The sequence below is a fragment of the Sphingobium sp. KKT206 genome, assembly GCF_055640555.1.
This window is the reverse complement of the sequence record NZ_CM145764.1, coordinates 443,594-458,835: the sequence shown is the minus strand read 5'-3', so window position 1 is coordinate 458,835 and position 15,242 is coordinate 443,594. Positions and strand designations below refer to the sequence as shown.

Annotated in this window: 12 protein-coding genes; all 12 read right to left on the bottom strand. The window is 65.6% G+C overall.

Annotated features, from left to right (window positions below):
• Positions 1-82: 82 nt before the first annotated feature.
• On the bottom strand, positions 83-457 hold the full coding sequence (gene secG, locus ACZ2HM_RS02215) for a preprotein translocase subunit SecG (protein ID WP_096061969.1): 375 nt from the start codon (positions 455-457) through the stop codon (positions 83-85).
• Positions 458-603: 146 nt separating this feature from the next.
• Positions 604-1,731 (bottom strand): glycosyltransferase family 2 protein, encoded by a 1,128-nt coding sequence (locus tag ACZ2HM_RS02210; protein ID WP_037473785.1) that lies wholly within the window; start codon positions 1,729-1,731, stop codon positions 604-606.
• A gap of 2 nt (positions 1,732-1,733) precedes the next feature.
• Positions 1,734-3,083 carry a sugar transferase gene (locus ACZ2HM_RS02205; RefSeq protein WP_037477873.1) on the bottom strand — a complete coding sequence of 450 codons (1,350 nt, stop codon included), beginning with the start codon at positions 3,081-3,083 and terminating at the stop codon, positions 1,734-1,736.
• Positions 3,084-3,346: 263 nt separating this feature from the next.
• The gene (locus ACZ2HM_RS02200) at positions 3,347-5,242 is read right to left on the bottom strand and encodes an XrtA/PEP-CTERM system amidotransferase (protein ID WP_037473788.1); all 1,896 of its coding nucleotides are present in this window, start codon (positions 5,240-5,242) and stop codon (positions 3,347-3,349) included.
• Between the two features lie 10 nt (positions 5,243-5,252).
• Positions 5,253-6,788, bottom strand: coding sequence for an exosortase A (gene xrtA, locus ACZ2HM_RS02195; protein ID WP_470426114.1), 1,536 nt, complete (start codon positions 6,786-6,788; stop codon positions 5,253-5,255).
• Positions 6,785-8,008, bottom strand: coding sequence for a TIGR03087 family PEP-CTERM/XrtA system glycosyltransferase (locus ACZ2HM_RS02190; RefSeq protein WP_470426113.1), 1,224 nt, complete (start codon positions 8,006-8,008; stop codon positions 6,785-6,787). The genes xrtA and ACZ2HM_RS02190 overlap by 4 nt, the downstream gene beginning before the upstream one ends.
• The gene (locus tag ACZ2HM_RS02185; protein WP_470426112.1) at positions 8,005-9,075 is read right to left on the bottom strand and encodes a FemAB family XrtA/PEP-CTERM system-associated protein; all 1,071 of its coding nucleotides are present in this window, start codon (positions 9,073-9,075) and stop codon (positions 8,005-8,007) included. The genes ACZ2HM_RS02190 and ACZ2HM_RS02185 overlap by 4 nt, the downstream gene beginning before the upstream one ends.
• Positions 9,076-9,143: 68 nt before the next feature.
• Positions 9,144-10,208 carry a FemAB family XrtA/PEP-CTERM system-associated protein gene (locus ACZ2HM_RS02180; protein WP_470426111.1) on the bottom strand — a complete coding sequence of 355 codons (1,065 nt, stop codon included), beginning with the start codon at positions 10,206-10,208 and terminating at the stop codon, positions 9,144-9,146.
• Between the two features lie 2 nt (positions 10,209-10,210).
• Positions 10,211-11,059 carry an XrtA system polysaccharide deacetylase gene (locus tag ACZ2HM_RS02175; protein ID WP_470426110.1) on the bottom strand — a complete coding sequence of 283 codons (849 nt, stop codon included), beginning with the start codon at positions 11,057-11,059 and terminating at the stop codon, positions 10,211-10,213.
• Positions 11,060-11,085: 26 nt separating this feature from the next.
• Positions 11,086-12,684 (bottom strand): XrtA/PEP-CTERM system-associated ATPase, encoded by a 1,599-nt coding sequence (locus tag ACZ2HM_RS02170; RefSeq protein WP_470426109.1) that lies wholly within the window; start codon positions 12,682-12,684, stop codon positions 11,086-11,088.
• A 25-nt stretch (positions 12,685-12,709) separates the two neighbouring features.
• Positions 12,710-14,302 carry a hypothetical protein gene (locus ACZ2HM_RS02165; protein WP_470426108.1) on the bottom strand — a complete coding sequence of 531 codons (1,593 nt, stop codon included), beginning with the start codon at positions 14,300-14,302 and terminating at the stop codon, positions 12,710-12,712.
• Entirely contained in the window at positions 14,299-15,225 is a 927-nt protein-coding gene (locus ACZ2HM_RS02160; RefSeq protein ID WP_470426107.1) for a P-loop NTPase, read from the bottom strand. The genes ACZ2HM_RS02165 and ACZ2HM_RS02160 overlap by 4 nt, the downstream gene beginning before the upstream one ends.
• Positions 15,226-15,242: the final 17 nt, after the last annotated feature.

The window sequence follows — 15,242 nt, the reverse complement described above, 5'->3', positions numbered from 1 at the left end:
AGGGTTAGCCTTTCGGAACAACAAAGGGCAAGCGCGCGAATCCACGCGCGCTTAAAAAAGATCAGCGATGTCGATGAACGGTTTAGTTGGCGAGGGGAACCGCGCCATTGGCCGCCGCACCATTGCCGACCGAATCGGCCGCACCGGTCAACGGATCGACGGTGCCCGTCGCGGGCGCGCCTTGACTCGTCGGTGCCTGCCGCACCAGGGAGGTGTCGATGTCGGTCGGGGCATGGCGCACCGCCGCGATCACCGCCATGGCGATCGACAACAGCACGAAGACCGTCGCCAGGATGGAGGTGGACCGGGTGAGGAAATCCGCCGCGCCGCGCGCCGACATGAAGCCAGCCGGGCTACCACCCACGCCCAGCCCGCCGCCTTCCGACTTCTGCATCAGGATGACGGTGACCAGCAGGGCGGCCACGATGGCCTGCACGACGAGAAGAAAAGTGAACATGCGACGGGTTTCTGTCCGGGTAAGGAGGGCGTTGCCGGGCACATAGCGACGAAGCGACGCGGGGGCAACCGCCGCTTTGTAGTTCCGCCTGCTGGGAAGAGGTGGCGACGTCCAAATATCCTCCTTGGCGAGGGAAGATTTATTGATCAGCGTGACTTGGCCGGATTCCAGGTCGTGACGGTGCGGCCGGTCATAGCCTTGATCACGCCCTGCAGGGTGGCGGCATAGGCGATCAGTATGTCGACCAGCGCCGCGAACGGGCCGCTTTTCGCGCGGACCCCGGCCCAGATGGTCAGGGCGACAGCCAGTGCGCCGACCATATAGAGCATGGGGGAAATCCGCATCGCCAGCGTCCCCGCCGCGACCGCGCCGGTCAGGATGAAGATGCCGCCAAACCAGCGAACGATCTTGCGCGAGGCATATTTGAAGCGGTCGATGGCACGCATTCGGCGCAGTTGCGGGCGCAGATGGACATGGGTGTGCCAGGCGCGGGCGGCGATCCGTACCTTGCGGCGATATTCATCCTTGCGGGCCGTAACCAGCCGTTCGCGGGCGATGACGTCCTTGGCCTTGATCAAGCGCTTACCCGCGAACACCACGGCCATCGAGACGGTAAGGTCATCCAGCACGCTGTCGGGGAAATCGGGATAGAGGCTGCGGCGGATCGAGAAGATCGAGCCGTCGGCGCCCAGCACGTTGCCGGTGCGCGACTCTTCGTCTTTTAGCCGTTCCTCGATCCGCCAGTAGAGCGAGCCGACCGACGCGGTCGCGCTTTCGTCCGCGCCTATATAGTGGAGCGACCCCAACACGCCGCCGACATCCGGGTCGGCATAGCGGGCGAGCAGATTGTCGATCCCGTCGCCGTCCAGCAGGACATTGGCGTCGGTGAAGATCAGCACGTCGCCCGTGGCGCGGGCGGCGAGTTGCTTCATGCCATGCGCCTTGCCGCTGCGGCCGGGGCCACGGATCAGGGTGACGAGATCGCCTTGCGCCGCGATCAGGTCGCCGGTGCCGTCCGACGAGCCATCGTCGAAGGCCAGGCATTCAAGGTCCGTATCGCGCGCCTTGAGCATGGCGATATTGGCGAGCTTTTCCGGCATCGCATGGGCTTCATTATAGGCGCAGAAGAGCAGCGAGGCGCTGGGCGGCTGGGTCGCCACCGGGGCTTCGGGAAAAGTCGGTAAAGCGCGCAGAATCAGGGGGTAGAAGAGGAAGGGCCATAGCAAAGCGAACAGCGAAGCGGACAGTAGAGCGCCTATCAGCAGGTCGGTCATGCTCAATAGGCCTTGTGGTGGACGAGGACGCCCAGAGTCGCGACGATGATGCGCAGGTCGCGCCAGACCGACCAGTCGCTGACATATTCCAGGTCCGATTGGAGCCGGTCGATCAGATCCTGATGATGGTCGGTCGAGCCGCGATGGCCGCGCACCTGGGCGAGACCGGTCATGCCGGGCTTGATGCAGTGGCGCGCCCAATAGCGGGGATCGACTTCCCAATAGAGGCTGTCCCCTGCCCGCGCGGCGGCGGCATGGGGGCGCGGGCCAACGATGCTCATATCACCTTCTAACACATTGAAAAGTTGAGGTAATTCGTCAATGCTCGTCCTACGCAGGAAGGCGCCGATCGGGGTCACGCGGTCATCGTCCCGCTTGGTTAGCGTTGCGGCCTTCGCGTCGCTGGCCTCTGTCCGCATCGAACGGAATTTGTAGATGGAGAAGGAGCGGCCATCCTTGCCGATACGCGGCTGGCGGAAGAGGATGGGACCAGGGCTGGTCAGTTTCACCGCCAGCGCCGCGCCGATCAGGATGGGTGAGAGCAGGATGGTGGCAACGGTGGCGACGATCAGGTCGAACAGCCGCTTGATCAGCCGGTCGCGGAATTGCAGCGGGCCGCCCGCGACGATGATGGTCGGCTGGCCGTCAAATTCGGCGACCCGCGCGGGCGCGAAACGCAGCAGTTCGGGCACGACAATCTCGCCACGGGCGGACAGCGATTTGAGCGCCGCCGACCAGTCGGCCATCCGGTCGAGCGGACAGGCGACGATCACCCGTTCGGCCATGCCGACCGCGCTCGCCAGCCGCGCCGCCATGTCGGCATCATGGCGTTCGGGGCGAAGGTCGATGGCGGCGGCTTCGATGACGGTCATGTGCGGCCCGGTGGCGATCATTACGCCATCCATGATGACGACGGTGAGGTCGGGCACGGCGCCCAGCACCTGGCTCGCCAGCCGCGCGATCGCGAGGCGCACCAGTGCGACGGCAAGACCGCCGAGGCCAAGGCCGGTTACGAAGGTGAGGCGCGACAATTGTTCGGCCATCTTGCCGAGATAGACGATCAGCAGCATCAGCAGCGCCGCCTGGACCAACGCCCAGAGCGCGCGGACGATGCCGCGCCGGACATTGTTGATGCTTTGAATGCCATAGCCGCCGCCCTGCACTGCCAGCAGCGCATAGAGCGGCGCGATCATCGCGAACATGACGAGGCCGTGCGGCTTGCCTGGTTCGCCCCACAGCGCGCCCAGCACGAACCAGTTGGCGGCGAGGAAGGCGCAGAACAGCCCGGCCATGTCCCCGCCCAGACACAGCGCGTAAAGCCGGAACCGCACGATTTCCTTGGAAACTGTCACTGTTGCGCCCTGATCATCGCCATGCGCTCCGTTGGCACCGGGCGGCGCGGGTTGCAAGGGGGTGGGTTAGGAGTCTGCCTGTGTTCATCCTCCCCTTGCAGGGGAGGACCATATGGGGAACGAACTTCATTTAACTACGTCATTGCCGCGAAGGCGGCAATCCATCTCCCGCCTTATCCCCTTGATTTTAGGTTGGGAGATGGGTCCCCGCCTTCGCGGGGATGACGAAATCTGGGAACTCCGCTTCAGGGAAGAAAATAATTTTACACCCCGAACAGGCGCGTCAGCGACTTGTCGAGCATGAGCAATTGCCACAGCAGGCGGCCATGGTCGGCGACGCCGGAGCGGTGGTCGGTGGCGATGCGGGCGAGCATGGCGCTGTCGAACCATTCGGTGCGGGCCAGGGCCGATCCGCCCGCGATGGCGGTGGCTTCGCCCGCGAGCGCGCCACGGAACCAGGCGCTGATGGGCGTGACGAAGCCCATTTTCTGGCGATAGAGTATGTCCTGCGGCAGATAAGGCTCCATCGCCTTTTTCAGCAAATATTTGCCGCTATTGCCGCGAATGCGCTGGCTGACCGGCAAGCGCGCGGCAAATTCGACGAGGCGATGGTCGAGCAGGGGTTCGCGCGCTTCCAGACTGACGGCCATGCTCATCCGGTCGGTCTTGGTCAGGATGTCGCCGGGTAGCCAATATTTGATGTCGGCATATTGGGCGCGGTCGAGTGCGTCGCGCGCGGGCGCGTTGGCCATCGCCTTTATATAGCGATCTTCGGCGCGATAGCCGCCGAGCCGTCCCTTCACCTCCTGCGTGAAGAGGCGCTGGCGCAGGGCGTGGGGGGTGATGCCGACCGACGCGGCATAGGCTTCGCCGCCGCTGCCCGCCAGTTCGAGGAAGGTCGATTTGGCCCGCAGCGCGCGCGGTGCCCAATCTGCCTTGGGATAATATTTGCCGAGCGTCCCGAACAGCGGTTCGCGGACCGAGGCGGGGATGAGGCCGCGGATGCGTTCGCCCTGCATCTGGAAACGGTGGCGGCGATAGCCGGCAAAGGCTTCGTCCGCGCCGTCGCCCGACAGCGCGACGGTCACCTGCTCGCGCGCCAGTTCGCAAACGCGGAAGGTCGGCAGCGCGGAGGCATCGGCAAAGGGTTCGTCGAAATGGAAGGCGAGCCGGTCGATCAGGCCATAATCGTCGGGCGAGACGATACGGCTGCGATGATCGGTGGCGAAGCGGCGGGCGATGCGATCGGCATAGGCGGTTTCGTCGAGCGCGGCGACATCGAAGCCGATGGTGCAGGTCTTGACGGCTTGGCTCGACGCCTCGGCCATCAACGCGACGACGCTGCTGCTGTCCACGCCACCCGACAGGAAGGCACCCAGCGGCACGTCGGCGACCATGCGCGAGCGGACGGCCTGCCGCATCAGGGCGACCAGTTCCTCTTCCGATTCCTGGGGGGAGGATTTGGTGCGGTCGGCGAAGCTGACGTCCCAATAGCGATGCGGCTGGGGCAAGGGGCGGCCGCGCACGAGGCGGAGCGTTTCGCCAGCGCCCAACTTGCGCACGCCCGCGACCAGGCAGGCATCGTCGGGAACATAGCCATAGGCCATATAATCTTCGAGCGCGGACAGGTCCGGCGCGCGGCGCAGCAGCGGATGGGCGAGCAGGCTTTTGAGTTCCGATCCGAAGATCAGGCTGCCATCGGACAGCAAGGCATAATGGAGCGGCTTGACCCCCAGCCGGTCGCGCACCAGCCAGAGCGACTGCGCGCGCGCGTCGAACAGGGCGAAGGCGAACATGCCGTTGAAGCGGTGGACGCACTCCTCGCCCCATTGGCGATAGCCGTGAAGGATGACTTCCGTGTCGCTATGGGTGCGAAAGACATGGCCCTTCGCCTCCAGTTCGGCGCGCACTTCGGCGAAATTATAGATTTCGCCGTTAAATATGACCGCCAGCGCCTCGTCGTCGGTCAGCATCGGCTGCGCGCCCGATTCCAGATCGATGATCGACAGGCGCAGATGGCCCAGACCTACGCCTGGCGCGGTCCAGATGCCGCTGCCATCCGGGCCACGATGCGGCATCGCATCGAGCATGGCGCGGACCCGCGCGGGATCGACCGGCTTGGCCGTTTCCAGATGAAAGATACCCGCTATGCCGCACATGCGAACCTCCCTAGCGGATGCCCGCGCTGCGGTCAGCCAAAAGCTGTATGTCGCCGATATTGGTCAGGAAGGCGCGGATTGCCGCATCGGCGGGACGCCCCTGCCCTTCTTCGGCGGAGATGAGGATGGCGACGGCGCGCTGGTCCTGGCCCATCAGCCGGGCTTTCATCGTGGCGATCTTGACCTGCGGGCGGCTGCCAGTCGGCGCATTGCCGCCCACGACATAATAGCTCACCACCTGACGCACGACCGGGCCGGGGGCGGTGACCTGTTCACCGCGCGCGCCCCGTGGCGCAGGTGCGGGCGAGGACCAGACCCATTGGCCATCGGGATCAGCCGCGCCCTGGCCGAAGCCGACCAGTTCGCGGCCTTCGTCCTGCCGTTCATAGGCGATGATGGCGAGATCGACGATCTGGCCGTCAGCATTGCGATAGCGGCCTAGGGTGGCATGGTCCGCGCCGTCGAAGCGCGGCTTCCACGGATAGGCCATCGGCGTCGCGCTGCGCGTCCAGCCGGGCACCGAGGGCAGGTCGATGCGCGCGGGCAAGGGATCGGCATTGGCGGCGGTGGCGGCGAGCCACAGCGGCGCGGCGACGATCAGGGCCAGTGCAACGCCCGCAATCCGCCCTGCCGATCCGGTTTGAGCGACGGGGCTTTGCAGGCGCTGCGGGTCGAACCAGGGGTCGCCGGGCTTGCGATCGAAAAAGGGCCAGGCGGTGGCCATCACCACGACCATGATGATCGCGAAGAAGACCCAGCCATAGACGACATGATCGAAGCCGACCGCCGCATCGATGGTGGTCAAATGCGCGACCAAGATAGTGGCGAAGGCGCGCACGCCGTTGGCGAGGATGGAGAGCAGCAGCGCGCCGCCCAAGAAGATGATGCGGCGCGGCCAGCTTTTGAAACAGACATTACAGACGAGAACGCCATAGGCGGTCATGGCGATGAGGAATTTCGCGCCAGAACAGGCCTCCGCCACTTCGAAATAGCCCGTCGGCGTGGTGATGAAGATGCCTTCCATATGCGCGGGCACGCCGGACAGGTCGAGGAAGAGCATCGTGAGTTGCGCTGTCACCAATTGCAGCGGCGGCACGAGTTCTTCGCCAAAAGGCACCATGAAGAAAGCGTAGAAGAGTGGGAAGATGAGTGCGCGCGCCACCGCTGGGCCAAGTAGCGCGACGGTCGCGCCTTGGAGCATCAGGATCAGCGCGCCATGGCGAACCATCGCCACGCCCGCCGCCGCACCTAGCAGCCAGGCGAGCGCGCCAAGGCCCAGCCAGAGGAGGCCCGGCGTCCAGGCTACCGGCTCCATCTGGCGCAGGCCGGGCAGGCGTTGCTGGACCAGCCAGGCGATGAGCGGCGGGATGAAGAGGCAATGGCCGAAGGTGGAGGAATGCCACCAGATCGACACCATCGAATGCACATCGTCAAAGAACAGCGCCAGGATCGCGAAGGCGACGACGCCGAGCGCGGTCAAATGGCCACGCCATCCGGTCAGATCAACAAGTGGGGTGCGCGCCATCGACAGCGTCTGTCCGGTCATGCGGCGCGGCTGTCCGCTTGGGGACCGAACAGCAGGTCGGGCAGGTCCGCGAGCGTGGCAGACCAGCGGTAGCGGGCCTCCATCCCGGCGCGGGCGGCGATGCCGAGTTGCGCGGCGCGGGCGGGATCGGCGAGCAAGGCGTTGATCTTCGCGGCTTCTTCGGCCGGGTTGGCGGCGATCAGGAAGTGCATTTCATCCTGCGCGTCGATTCCTTCGGCGGCTTGAGGCGAGGCGACGACCGGGCGGGCCATCGCCATCGCTTCCAGCACCTTGTTCTGGATGCCGCGCGCGATGCGCAAGGGGGCGACGACGATATCGGCCGCCGCCAGCCAGCCGCGCACATCGGGCACGCCGCCGGTGACGATCACGCCGGGCAGGGCGGCAAGCGCTTCGACGGCCTTGGACGGGTTGCGACCGACGATGGCGAAGCGGGCGTTGGGATGAACAGTGCGGATGGCGGGCAAGGTCTGGCGCGCGAAACTTTCGACCGCCTCGACATTGGGGCGATAGTCCATTTGGCCGGTGAAGACGAGCAAGGGGCCGTCGCCATGATCCACCGGGGGAAAATCAGCGGCGGGGTCGAAATAGTCGAGTGCGACGCCATTTTCGAGCGGCACGATCCGGTCGGGGCCAAGGCCGCTGGCGGCGCGGAACAGCGCTGCCTCTGCTTCGCTGACGAAGGTGGAGATGTCGGCGCGGGCGGCGACGCTGCGTTCGAAGTCGAGCAGCACGCGGCCTTCGCGCCGGTTGATCCAGCCCATTGGGCCGGACCCCTGCGCGCCATAGGCGGCATATTTGGCCGAATCGAAATCCACGAAATCCATCAGGAAGCGGGTGCCTGGCGGGAGAGCGGGGACGAAATGCGCCATCTGCGCCGAATAGGCGACGACCGCGCGGATCGGGCGGTCGGTGAGCGTTTGGGCGACCCATTGGTGCAGGCCGGGATGGTCGAACAGCGACACGAGCAAGGGTTCGCGCTTGGCGAGGCCGGTAAGGCCCGCCACGATCCTGGACCTGTCGCGCCGCAGCAGGCAGTGGCTCTGCGCGATGGCGGCTAGTTCTCCGGCAAAGCCCATGTCGCGATCATCATCGGCGAAGCAGCCGACATGGACGGGGGCGACCTGCGCCAAGCGCTTGAGCAGGTTGCACGAGCGGATCTTGTCGCCCCTGTCCGGAGGAAAGGGGATGCGATGGCAGAGGAAGAGGATGTCGCCCGTCATCCAAGGCCCCGCGCGATATGCGGGCCGATGAGCGTGGCGAGGCTTTCGGGCAGTTTCTTCCAATATTCGACCTTGCGCCGATATTGGGGCGAGAGCGGATTGACGTCGCGCGTCTCCTTGCCCGGCGCGGTGCGAAGATGATAACCGAGCGGTTCGCCTTCGAAGCCCCAGGTCTTTTTCCAGGCGGCGGGGCCGGTGCCGACCTTTGACCGGCCGAAATCGAAGGTCGTGCAGCCGCGTTCGCGCGCCTGGCGCATCAGCAGGAAATAGAGTGCTTCGTTCGAGCGCATCGTCCGCGCGCCTTCCGCCGCGCCATGCCAATAGGGCATGCACGCGCCGCCATGATAGAGGCTGATGACCGCCGACAGGGGCGTGCCGTCCTTCGACACGAGGGCGATGTCGGCGTCATCGCCAAGGCGATCCAGCACACCGTCGAACAGGGCGCGGGGAAAGACCGGGGTGCCCAGATGATGAACGCTATGGGCGTAGAGACGGTAATGGATGTCGCGCAGCCGCCTGTCGCGGCCACTCTCGAAGGTCAGGTCGTTGGCTAGGCCTTTGCGGATTTCGGCGCGGTGGCGCTTGGGGACAGCCTTGAGTTCCGCTTCATCGTCGGCAGCGAGCGGACGCGAGAAGCCGAGATAGGCGTCGGCCTTTGCCTGCCAGGCGAGACCGGCTGGCGCTTCGCCGCCGCGCAGTTCGAGCGTGGCGCAACCGAGCTTTTCGGCCAGCGTCCAAGCGGCGTCGGCCAGCATCTCACCGGCCTTGCGATGGGTGGTGAGGATGCCGCCATCGACCGCGAAGCCGCTGCCGACGAGGGCGCGGCCGAACAACATCGAGCGGATATAGGTGAGCGGCAAGACGCCGACGATCTGACTGCCGAGCCGTGCGACCAGCATCCGGGCTTTCTGACCCGTGCCATGTTCGACCCCCATGATCCAGCCGGGGCGCTGGAACGGCGTCGATGCCGGATGCGCGCGCACCCAGGCGTCGATCGCGGCGACCTCCGCCGTGTCGGTAAGGCGCGCCTCTTCCACGATGAGGCCGACCTCGGTTATCCCTTGCATGAACACGGCGTCCTAATCCCCCCGACCCCAGCCGACCCCATGGACCGGCATAGCATAAATCCCAGATATCATCCCAGGCCGCGCGCGATGAGCGGGCCGACCAGATTGGCGACCGGCAACGGCAGCCGTTTCCACAGCGCGATGCGGCGCTGATATTTTTCGCTATGCGGGTTCACGTCCCGCCGCGCGCCATCGGGTGCCCATTCATGATAGACCAGAGGATGGGGCGCGAAACCGAAGCTTTTTTTCCAGGCCGCCTGCCCGCTGCCGACCTTTGACCGGCCAAAATCGAACATCGTCATGCCGCGTGCGCGGCCATGGCCCATCAGGCGATAATACATGATTTCGTTCGAGCGCAGCCGCCGTGCGTCGGCGACGCCACCGCCCCAATAGGGCATCACCCGCCCCCGATGATAGAGAGTCAGCACGGCGGATACCGGCCGGTCGCCATTGCGCACGATCAATATGTCCGCATCCTCGCCGAACCGCTCCAGCACGGCGCGGAACAGGCGCGCGGGGAAGACCGGGGTGCCGAGGTTGCGGACGCTGGTGGCGTAAACGCGATAATGGTCGCGCAGATGTTGGCGGCTGCGGCCGATGTCGATCGCCAAGGCGGGGTTCGCCAGCGCCTTGCGCAGTTCGGCGCGATGCTTGCGCGGTATGGCGAGCAGTTCCGCGTCGTCGTCGGCGGCGATCGGCCGGACGAAGCCGACATGCTGGTCGGCGCGCTGTTCCCAGGCTCCGCCGGGCACCGGGCCGCCGCGCAGTTCCAGCGACAGGCCGCCGCGATCGCGCGCCAGATCTTCCGCCGCCCTGACGAGGGCCGTGGCGGCGCGATCATTGTCAGCCAATATACCACCATCGACGGCGAAGGCGGTCGAAACGAGCGCTTGGCCGAACAGGCGGCTGCGCACATGATGCAGCGGCAAGAGCCCGCTGATGCCGCCCGAAGGGCCGACCGCTGCGAGTAGCAGGGCCGGATTGGCGGTGCCGTCCTGCACGGCCAGCAACCAGGCCGGGCGGTGAAAGGGGGTGCCGTCGGCATGAGCCATGACATAGGCGTCAACCGCCCGCGCCTGTGCCGGGTCGGCCAGGTCCATGATCGTGACGAAGAGGGTGGCGGACTGCCCCATGGTCAGGACGCGCGTGCCGCTTCGGCGTCGGCCAGCGCATCGACCCGCGTCCAGGCGAAGTCGCGCGTCAGGCTGCGCAGCTTGGCCGCCATGACGGACAGGTTGCTGTAATGGCGTAGGCGAGAGCGCAGCGGTGCGTCAGCGACGCGCGGCTGGTCCGGGTCGATTTCCCACGGGTGGAAATAGATGATCGCAGGTCGCCCGGCCTGATGATTGACTTGCCGGATCGCCCAGCGCGAAAAGCCATAGGGCAGCAGACGAAAAAAGCCGCCTCCCCCCGCGGCCAGTGTGCGATTGCCCAGTTTAGCCGTCGTCACCGGCAGTTCGACCAGATCGGACCCCGACACGGGTTTCCAGGCGAAGCGCGGCGATTCCGGCCAGCCATAATGATCATGCCGGATCGGCGCGACGCTGGAGGAATAGCGATAGCCTTCCTCCGCCAATATGGGATGCGCCCAAGGGGTGCGCGTGTCGATCGAGAAACTCGGCGCACGATAGCCGGTCACGGCCTGACCGCTGGCATCCTCCAATATGGCGCGCGCCTTGCGCAGGTCGGCGCGGAAGGCTTCGGGAGTGAAGGTGAAGACGCGGGCATGGTCATAGCCATGGCTGGCGACTTCATGCCCCGCGTCGGCGATGCGCCGCATCAAAGCTGGATAGCGTTCCGCCACCCAGCCCAGGGTGAAGAAGGTCGCCCTGACGTCCGCCTGCGCGAACAGGTCCAGCACGGCGTCGGTATTGCCCTCGACCCGGTGAGTCAGCCCGTCCCAATCGGCGCGACGGATCGTGCGCTCGAACGCCCCGACCTGGAACCAGTCCTCGACATCGACCGACAGGGCGTTCTGCATCATTCCGGTGATCCCAGCGCGTCTTGCAGTCAGGCGGCGACGCTGTCCTGCGTCACCCCCGCCATGCGATCTTCGCGTTCGACCCAATCGACCAGCAGGGTCAGGACGCGGCGCAGTGCGGTGTCCTGTTCTTCTGCGCGGAATTCCAGCGACGACAGCCGCTCCTCGATCAGGGTGAAGCAATCCTTGAGCGCTTCGGGATCGATGGTCTGGGCGGGGACGAAGGGGACATGCGCCTGCACCGCGCGCAGCGAGGCGATTTCGGCGCGCAGCGCTTCGATCTCGCCCAGCATGTCGTGGCGCAGCGTTTCGACGGCCTGGGCGTCGATGGTGTCGGGCTGTTCCGCTTCGGCTTCGTGCAGGTCGGCGATCTTGGCGTCGAGTTCGTCGGCCAATTCTTCGACGACGTCGGCTTCGAGCTGATCGTCATCCTCTTCGATGGCTTCCACCCCAACAGGCGGCGCGAAAGGCGCACGCTGCATCGACCAGTCCTGCTGGTCGTAGGGCGAGGTGAAGTCGCCAAGGGTAGCGTCATCCTGTGCGGGGCTGTCTTCGAGCGCGATCGGCGCGTCTTCGATCTCGGCATCCTGTGGGTCGGAGGCCAAGGGCCAAGTCGCGTCGATCATATCTTGCTCTTCCTCGACTTCGGCGACGATCTCGTTCGCTTCTTCGACTGTTTCCAATTCGAGCGGTGCGATGTCGTCTGCCACGTCCGCTTCGGCTTCTGCTTCGACTTCCGGCGCGATTGGGGTGCTGTCGTTCTCGACATCTTCGACGTCGTCCAGCGCGGAGGGCGTCATCGCCGTTGGCGTGACGTCGATGTCGAGACCCATATCGGCGACGACCGCCTGCACCACATCGGCGTCGATCGCTTCCAACTGCTCGATCGCGCCCATCAGCAGGACGCGGCTGACCAGTGCGTTGAGGCGACGGGGCACGCCGCCGGTCGCGGCATAGAGTGCGGCAAAGGCGTCGCGGCTGAAGATCGGGCGACCGTCCCAGCCCGCCACGGTCAGGCGGTGAATGACATAGGGTTCGACTTCATTGGCCATCATCGGTTCGAGATGATGGGTCGCGATGACCCGCTGGCGCAATTGTTCGAGCTGCGGCGATTTGAGCAGGTCGCGAAATTCGGGCTGGCCGAGCAGGAAAATCTGCAGCAGCGACTGGCCGCCCAACTGGAAATTGGACAGCATCCGCAGTTCCTCTATCGCCGAGACGGCGAGATTCTGCGCCTCATCCACGATCAGCAGGGTGCGCCGTCCGGCGCGCGCCTGCATGTGGAGATAGGCTTCGACCTGTTGCAGCGTCGCCGCCTTGGTCATGCCTTCGGTCGCGAGGCCGAAGCTCTGCGCGGCGAGGCGCAGCATGTCGTCGCCCTGCACCTGGGTCGAGACGATCTTGACCGCGGTGAGACGCGAAGGGTCGATCGTCTGCATCAGATGGCCGACCAACGTGGTCTTGCCCGCGCCGATGTCGCCGGTGATGACGATGAAGCCTTCGCCCTGCGCCAGGCCATAGCCGAGATAGGACAGCGCCTTGCGATGGGTGGCGCTTTCGAAATAATAATGCGGGTCCGGCGTCAGCTGGAACGGGCGACCCTGCAATCCGTAGAATTGATCATACATATCTTCGTCTCCCCAGGCCGACCCGTTAGAAGCTGTAGCGCAGGCCGACCTGGCCCAACGCGCTGATGATGGTTTCGAAATCGTCCGCTTGAACGCCGTCCACACCGACCGAGGCCGAGGCCGACAAGCGCCGGGTCAGGCTCTTATAATAGCTGGTGAACGCGCCGAAGTTCAGCACGTCCGGCCGATCGCCGCTGGCATCGAAATAGTTGATGTAGGTGACCAGATCCATGCTGTCGCTGTCGTTGAACATGTAGCTGACCGAACCGTTACCATACCAGTTTTCGTCGCGCGATCCGCTGATCAGCACGCTCTGGCCCTGCGGCGTGATGAACTTGCGCTGCGAATAGCCAGCGCCAAGGCCCCAGCCCCATGGGCCACGCCGCAGCGCATATTGCGCCGCGACACCGCGATAGCGGAAATTGGCGTCAGTGATGCCCGACAGCGAATCGTTGAAACATTGGCCCCCGCCGGTGGTCGAGAAGGCGCAGCCGGTGAGGTCGCCGGTGAAGGGATTGCGCACGACATTGAGGCTGCTGCCCGAAACGGCGGCGACATCGGCCATGATCATGCGGCCGAAACTGTCGATGCCGTCGAAGACCATGACACCGAAGCTGCTGTCCTGACCCTGCCAGGTGAAGCTGCCCTGATAGGTCATGCCGCCATAGCGTTCGCCGACCCGCGCGGTCAGCGACGTGCGGCGGCTGGGCCGCCACAGGACGCCCGCATCCCAGATGATGTCGTCGAAATTATAGATGAGCGCGCGCGGCGAGCTTTTGTCGGTGACATAGCGGCCGTTGCGGATGAACGGTGTGCCATCGTCCGCGCGTTGCGGCGAGCGCTGGCTGATCTCGATCTTTTCATAGCCGATGCCGCCGATCAGCGCGACGGTGCGCGAGACCGGCAGGGTGGCGTCGAGCCGACCCCAGGCATTTTCGAACCGCTGGTCGAGTTGGCTGGCGTCTTCGCGATTATAGCCCGCGCTGGCGGTGAGGCCCACGGGCAGCAGCGTGCCGGGGGCAAAGCCGACCGACCCCAACAGGCTGTGCGTCCAGCTATCGGCGAAGGAGCCGCCCTGCCCGCCCAGGAAATCGGCGTTGACGCTGTCTTCGACCCGCGCATAGCCCAGTTGATAGGAGCCGTTGACGGTGAAATCGCCGACCTGCGTCGTGTAGGACGGGCCGACATAACCAGCATAGACCTGGCTGGTGAAGCTATTGTCGTTGAGCGAGGTCGCACCCGACAGACCATCGGTCCGCACCCGCGTCGCAAAGCCGCCAGCATTGAGCGAGAGGCCGCGCGCCAGGTTGACGCGCGCGCTGGCGATGCCGCTCAGCACGTCCTGGTCGGGTGCCTGGCTGCTCCAGCCGAAGCTGTGATTATATTGGACATCGACCACCGCCTCAACCCGGCGGTTCTGCACTTCGGCGGTCAGGCCAGCGGTGACATTGGTATAGGTCAACACGTCGCCGCCGCCCTTGAGCGGGCCGGTCACGACCTGATCGATGCCGATATAGGGCGTGACGTCCATGCGGCGGTCCGTATCCTGCGCCAGCGCGGGCGCGGCGGCGGTGGCCAGCGCGACCAGCGATGCGCCGCCAATCCAGAAACGAGTCATGAGCGGGGTTCCCCCTTGGCATAATAGCTGCCGAAACGGCGGCCGCCGCCGGTGAAGCGGACGGCGTTTAGCAGAAGCTGGACCTGCGCCCCGCCTTTGAGCAGGCCGACGGCATCGCGCACGGCGGCTTCGCTGGTCTTGTCGGCGCGCACCACCAGCAGGGCAATGGCGACATGGCTGGCTAGTACGGCAGCGGGCGAGGCCGCGAGCAGCGGCGGCGAATCGAAGACGAGAATGCGGTCGGGCCGTCCCTCGGTCAGGCGCGCGAGCAATTGTTCGGTGCGCGCGGAGGACAGAAATTCGGTGTCCGCGTTGCTGCGCTGTCCGGCGGGGAGGATCGAGAGCGAGGGGATATCGGTGCGGATCACGCAATCCTCGATCGCCACCATCGGATCGGCGAGCGCGTCCATGAGGCCAGGGCCAGCATCGAGGCCCAGCGCGGCGGGGATGCCGGGCTTGCCGAAATCGGCGTCGATCAGCAGGATTTCACGGTCCTTTTCGGCCGCGAGGCTGAGCGCCAGGTTGATCGCGCAGAAGCTCTTGCCATCGCCGCTATGGGGCGAACAGACGAGGATGCGGTTGCCGCGCTTATTATCCTGTAGCTGCGCCAGCAGGTCGCGCTTGAGCAGGCGGAACTCCTCGCTCATCGCAGTGACGGGGCCGTCGGGCTGGAGCAGGCCAGCTTCCGCGAGCGCGATGCGGTCGATCGGCTGGATGGGGCCGGTCCAGGGCAAGGCGCGGAAGCCCGTCGGCACCGGGGCCAGCGCGGCGGGCGCGATGGCGACCGGCTCGGCCAGCGGCGGGGCATCAGCTGGCATTGCGACCGCAGGCGCGGCGCGGCCGCGCAGCGCGGCGCTGAAATCATAGATTTCGGTGGCGCGCTCGATCAGCGAACCGCCTTTGATGGGGCTATGCTGGTTCATGTTTCCTGGTTCCTTCA

Excerpts from the sequence above, each read along its gene's own strand:
- ACZ2HM_RS02190 (WP_470426113.1), bottom strand. The coding sequence starts at position 8,008 with ATGACGGGCGACATCCTCTTCCTCTGCCATCGCATCCCCTTTCCTCCG.
- xrtA (WP_470426114.1), bottom strand. The coding sequence starts at position 6,788 with ATGACCGGACAGACGCTGTCGATGGCGCGCACCCCACTTGTTGATCTG.
- ACZ2HM_RS02160 (WP_470426107.1), bottom strand. The coding sequence starts at position 15,225 with ATGAACCAGCATAGCCCCATCAAAGGCGGTTCGCTGATCGAGCGCGCC.
- secG (WP_096061969.1), bottom strand. The coding sequence starts at position 457 with ATGTTCACTTTTCTTCTCGTCGTGCAGGCCATCGTGGCCGCCCTGCTG.
- ACZ2HM_RS02165 (WP_470426108.1), bottom strand. The coding sequence starts at position 14,302 with ATGACTCGTTTCTGGATTGGCGGCGCATCGCTGGTCGCGCTGGCCACC.
- ACZ2HM_RS02210 (WP_037473785.1), bottom strand. The coding sequence starts at position 1,731 with ATGACCGACCTGCTGATAGGCGCTCTACTGTCCGCTTCGCTGTTCGCT.
- ACZ2HM_RS02175 (WP_470426110.1), bottom strand. The coding sequence starts at position 11,059 with ATGATGCAGAACGCCCTGTCGGTCGATGTCGAGGACTGGTTCCAGGTC.
- ACZ2HM_RS02170 (WP_470426109.1), bottom strand. The coding sequence starts at position 12,684 with ATGTATGATCAATTCTACGGATTGCAGGGTCGCCCGTTCCAGCTGACG.
- ACZ2HM_RS02180 (WP_470426111.1), bottom strand. The coding sequence starts at position 10,208 with ATGGGGCAGTCCGCCACCCTCTTCGTCACGATCATGGACCTGGCCGAC.
- ACZ2HM_RS02185 (WP_470426112.1), bottom strand. The coding sequence starts at position 9,075 with ATGCAAGGGATAACCGAGGTCGGCCTCATCGTGGAAGAGGCGCGCCTT.
- ACZ2HM_RS02200 (WP_037473788.1), bottom strand. The coding sequence starts at position 5,242 with ATGTGCGGCATAGCGGGTATCTTTCATCTGGAAACGGCCAAGCCGGTC.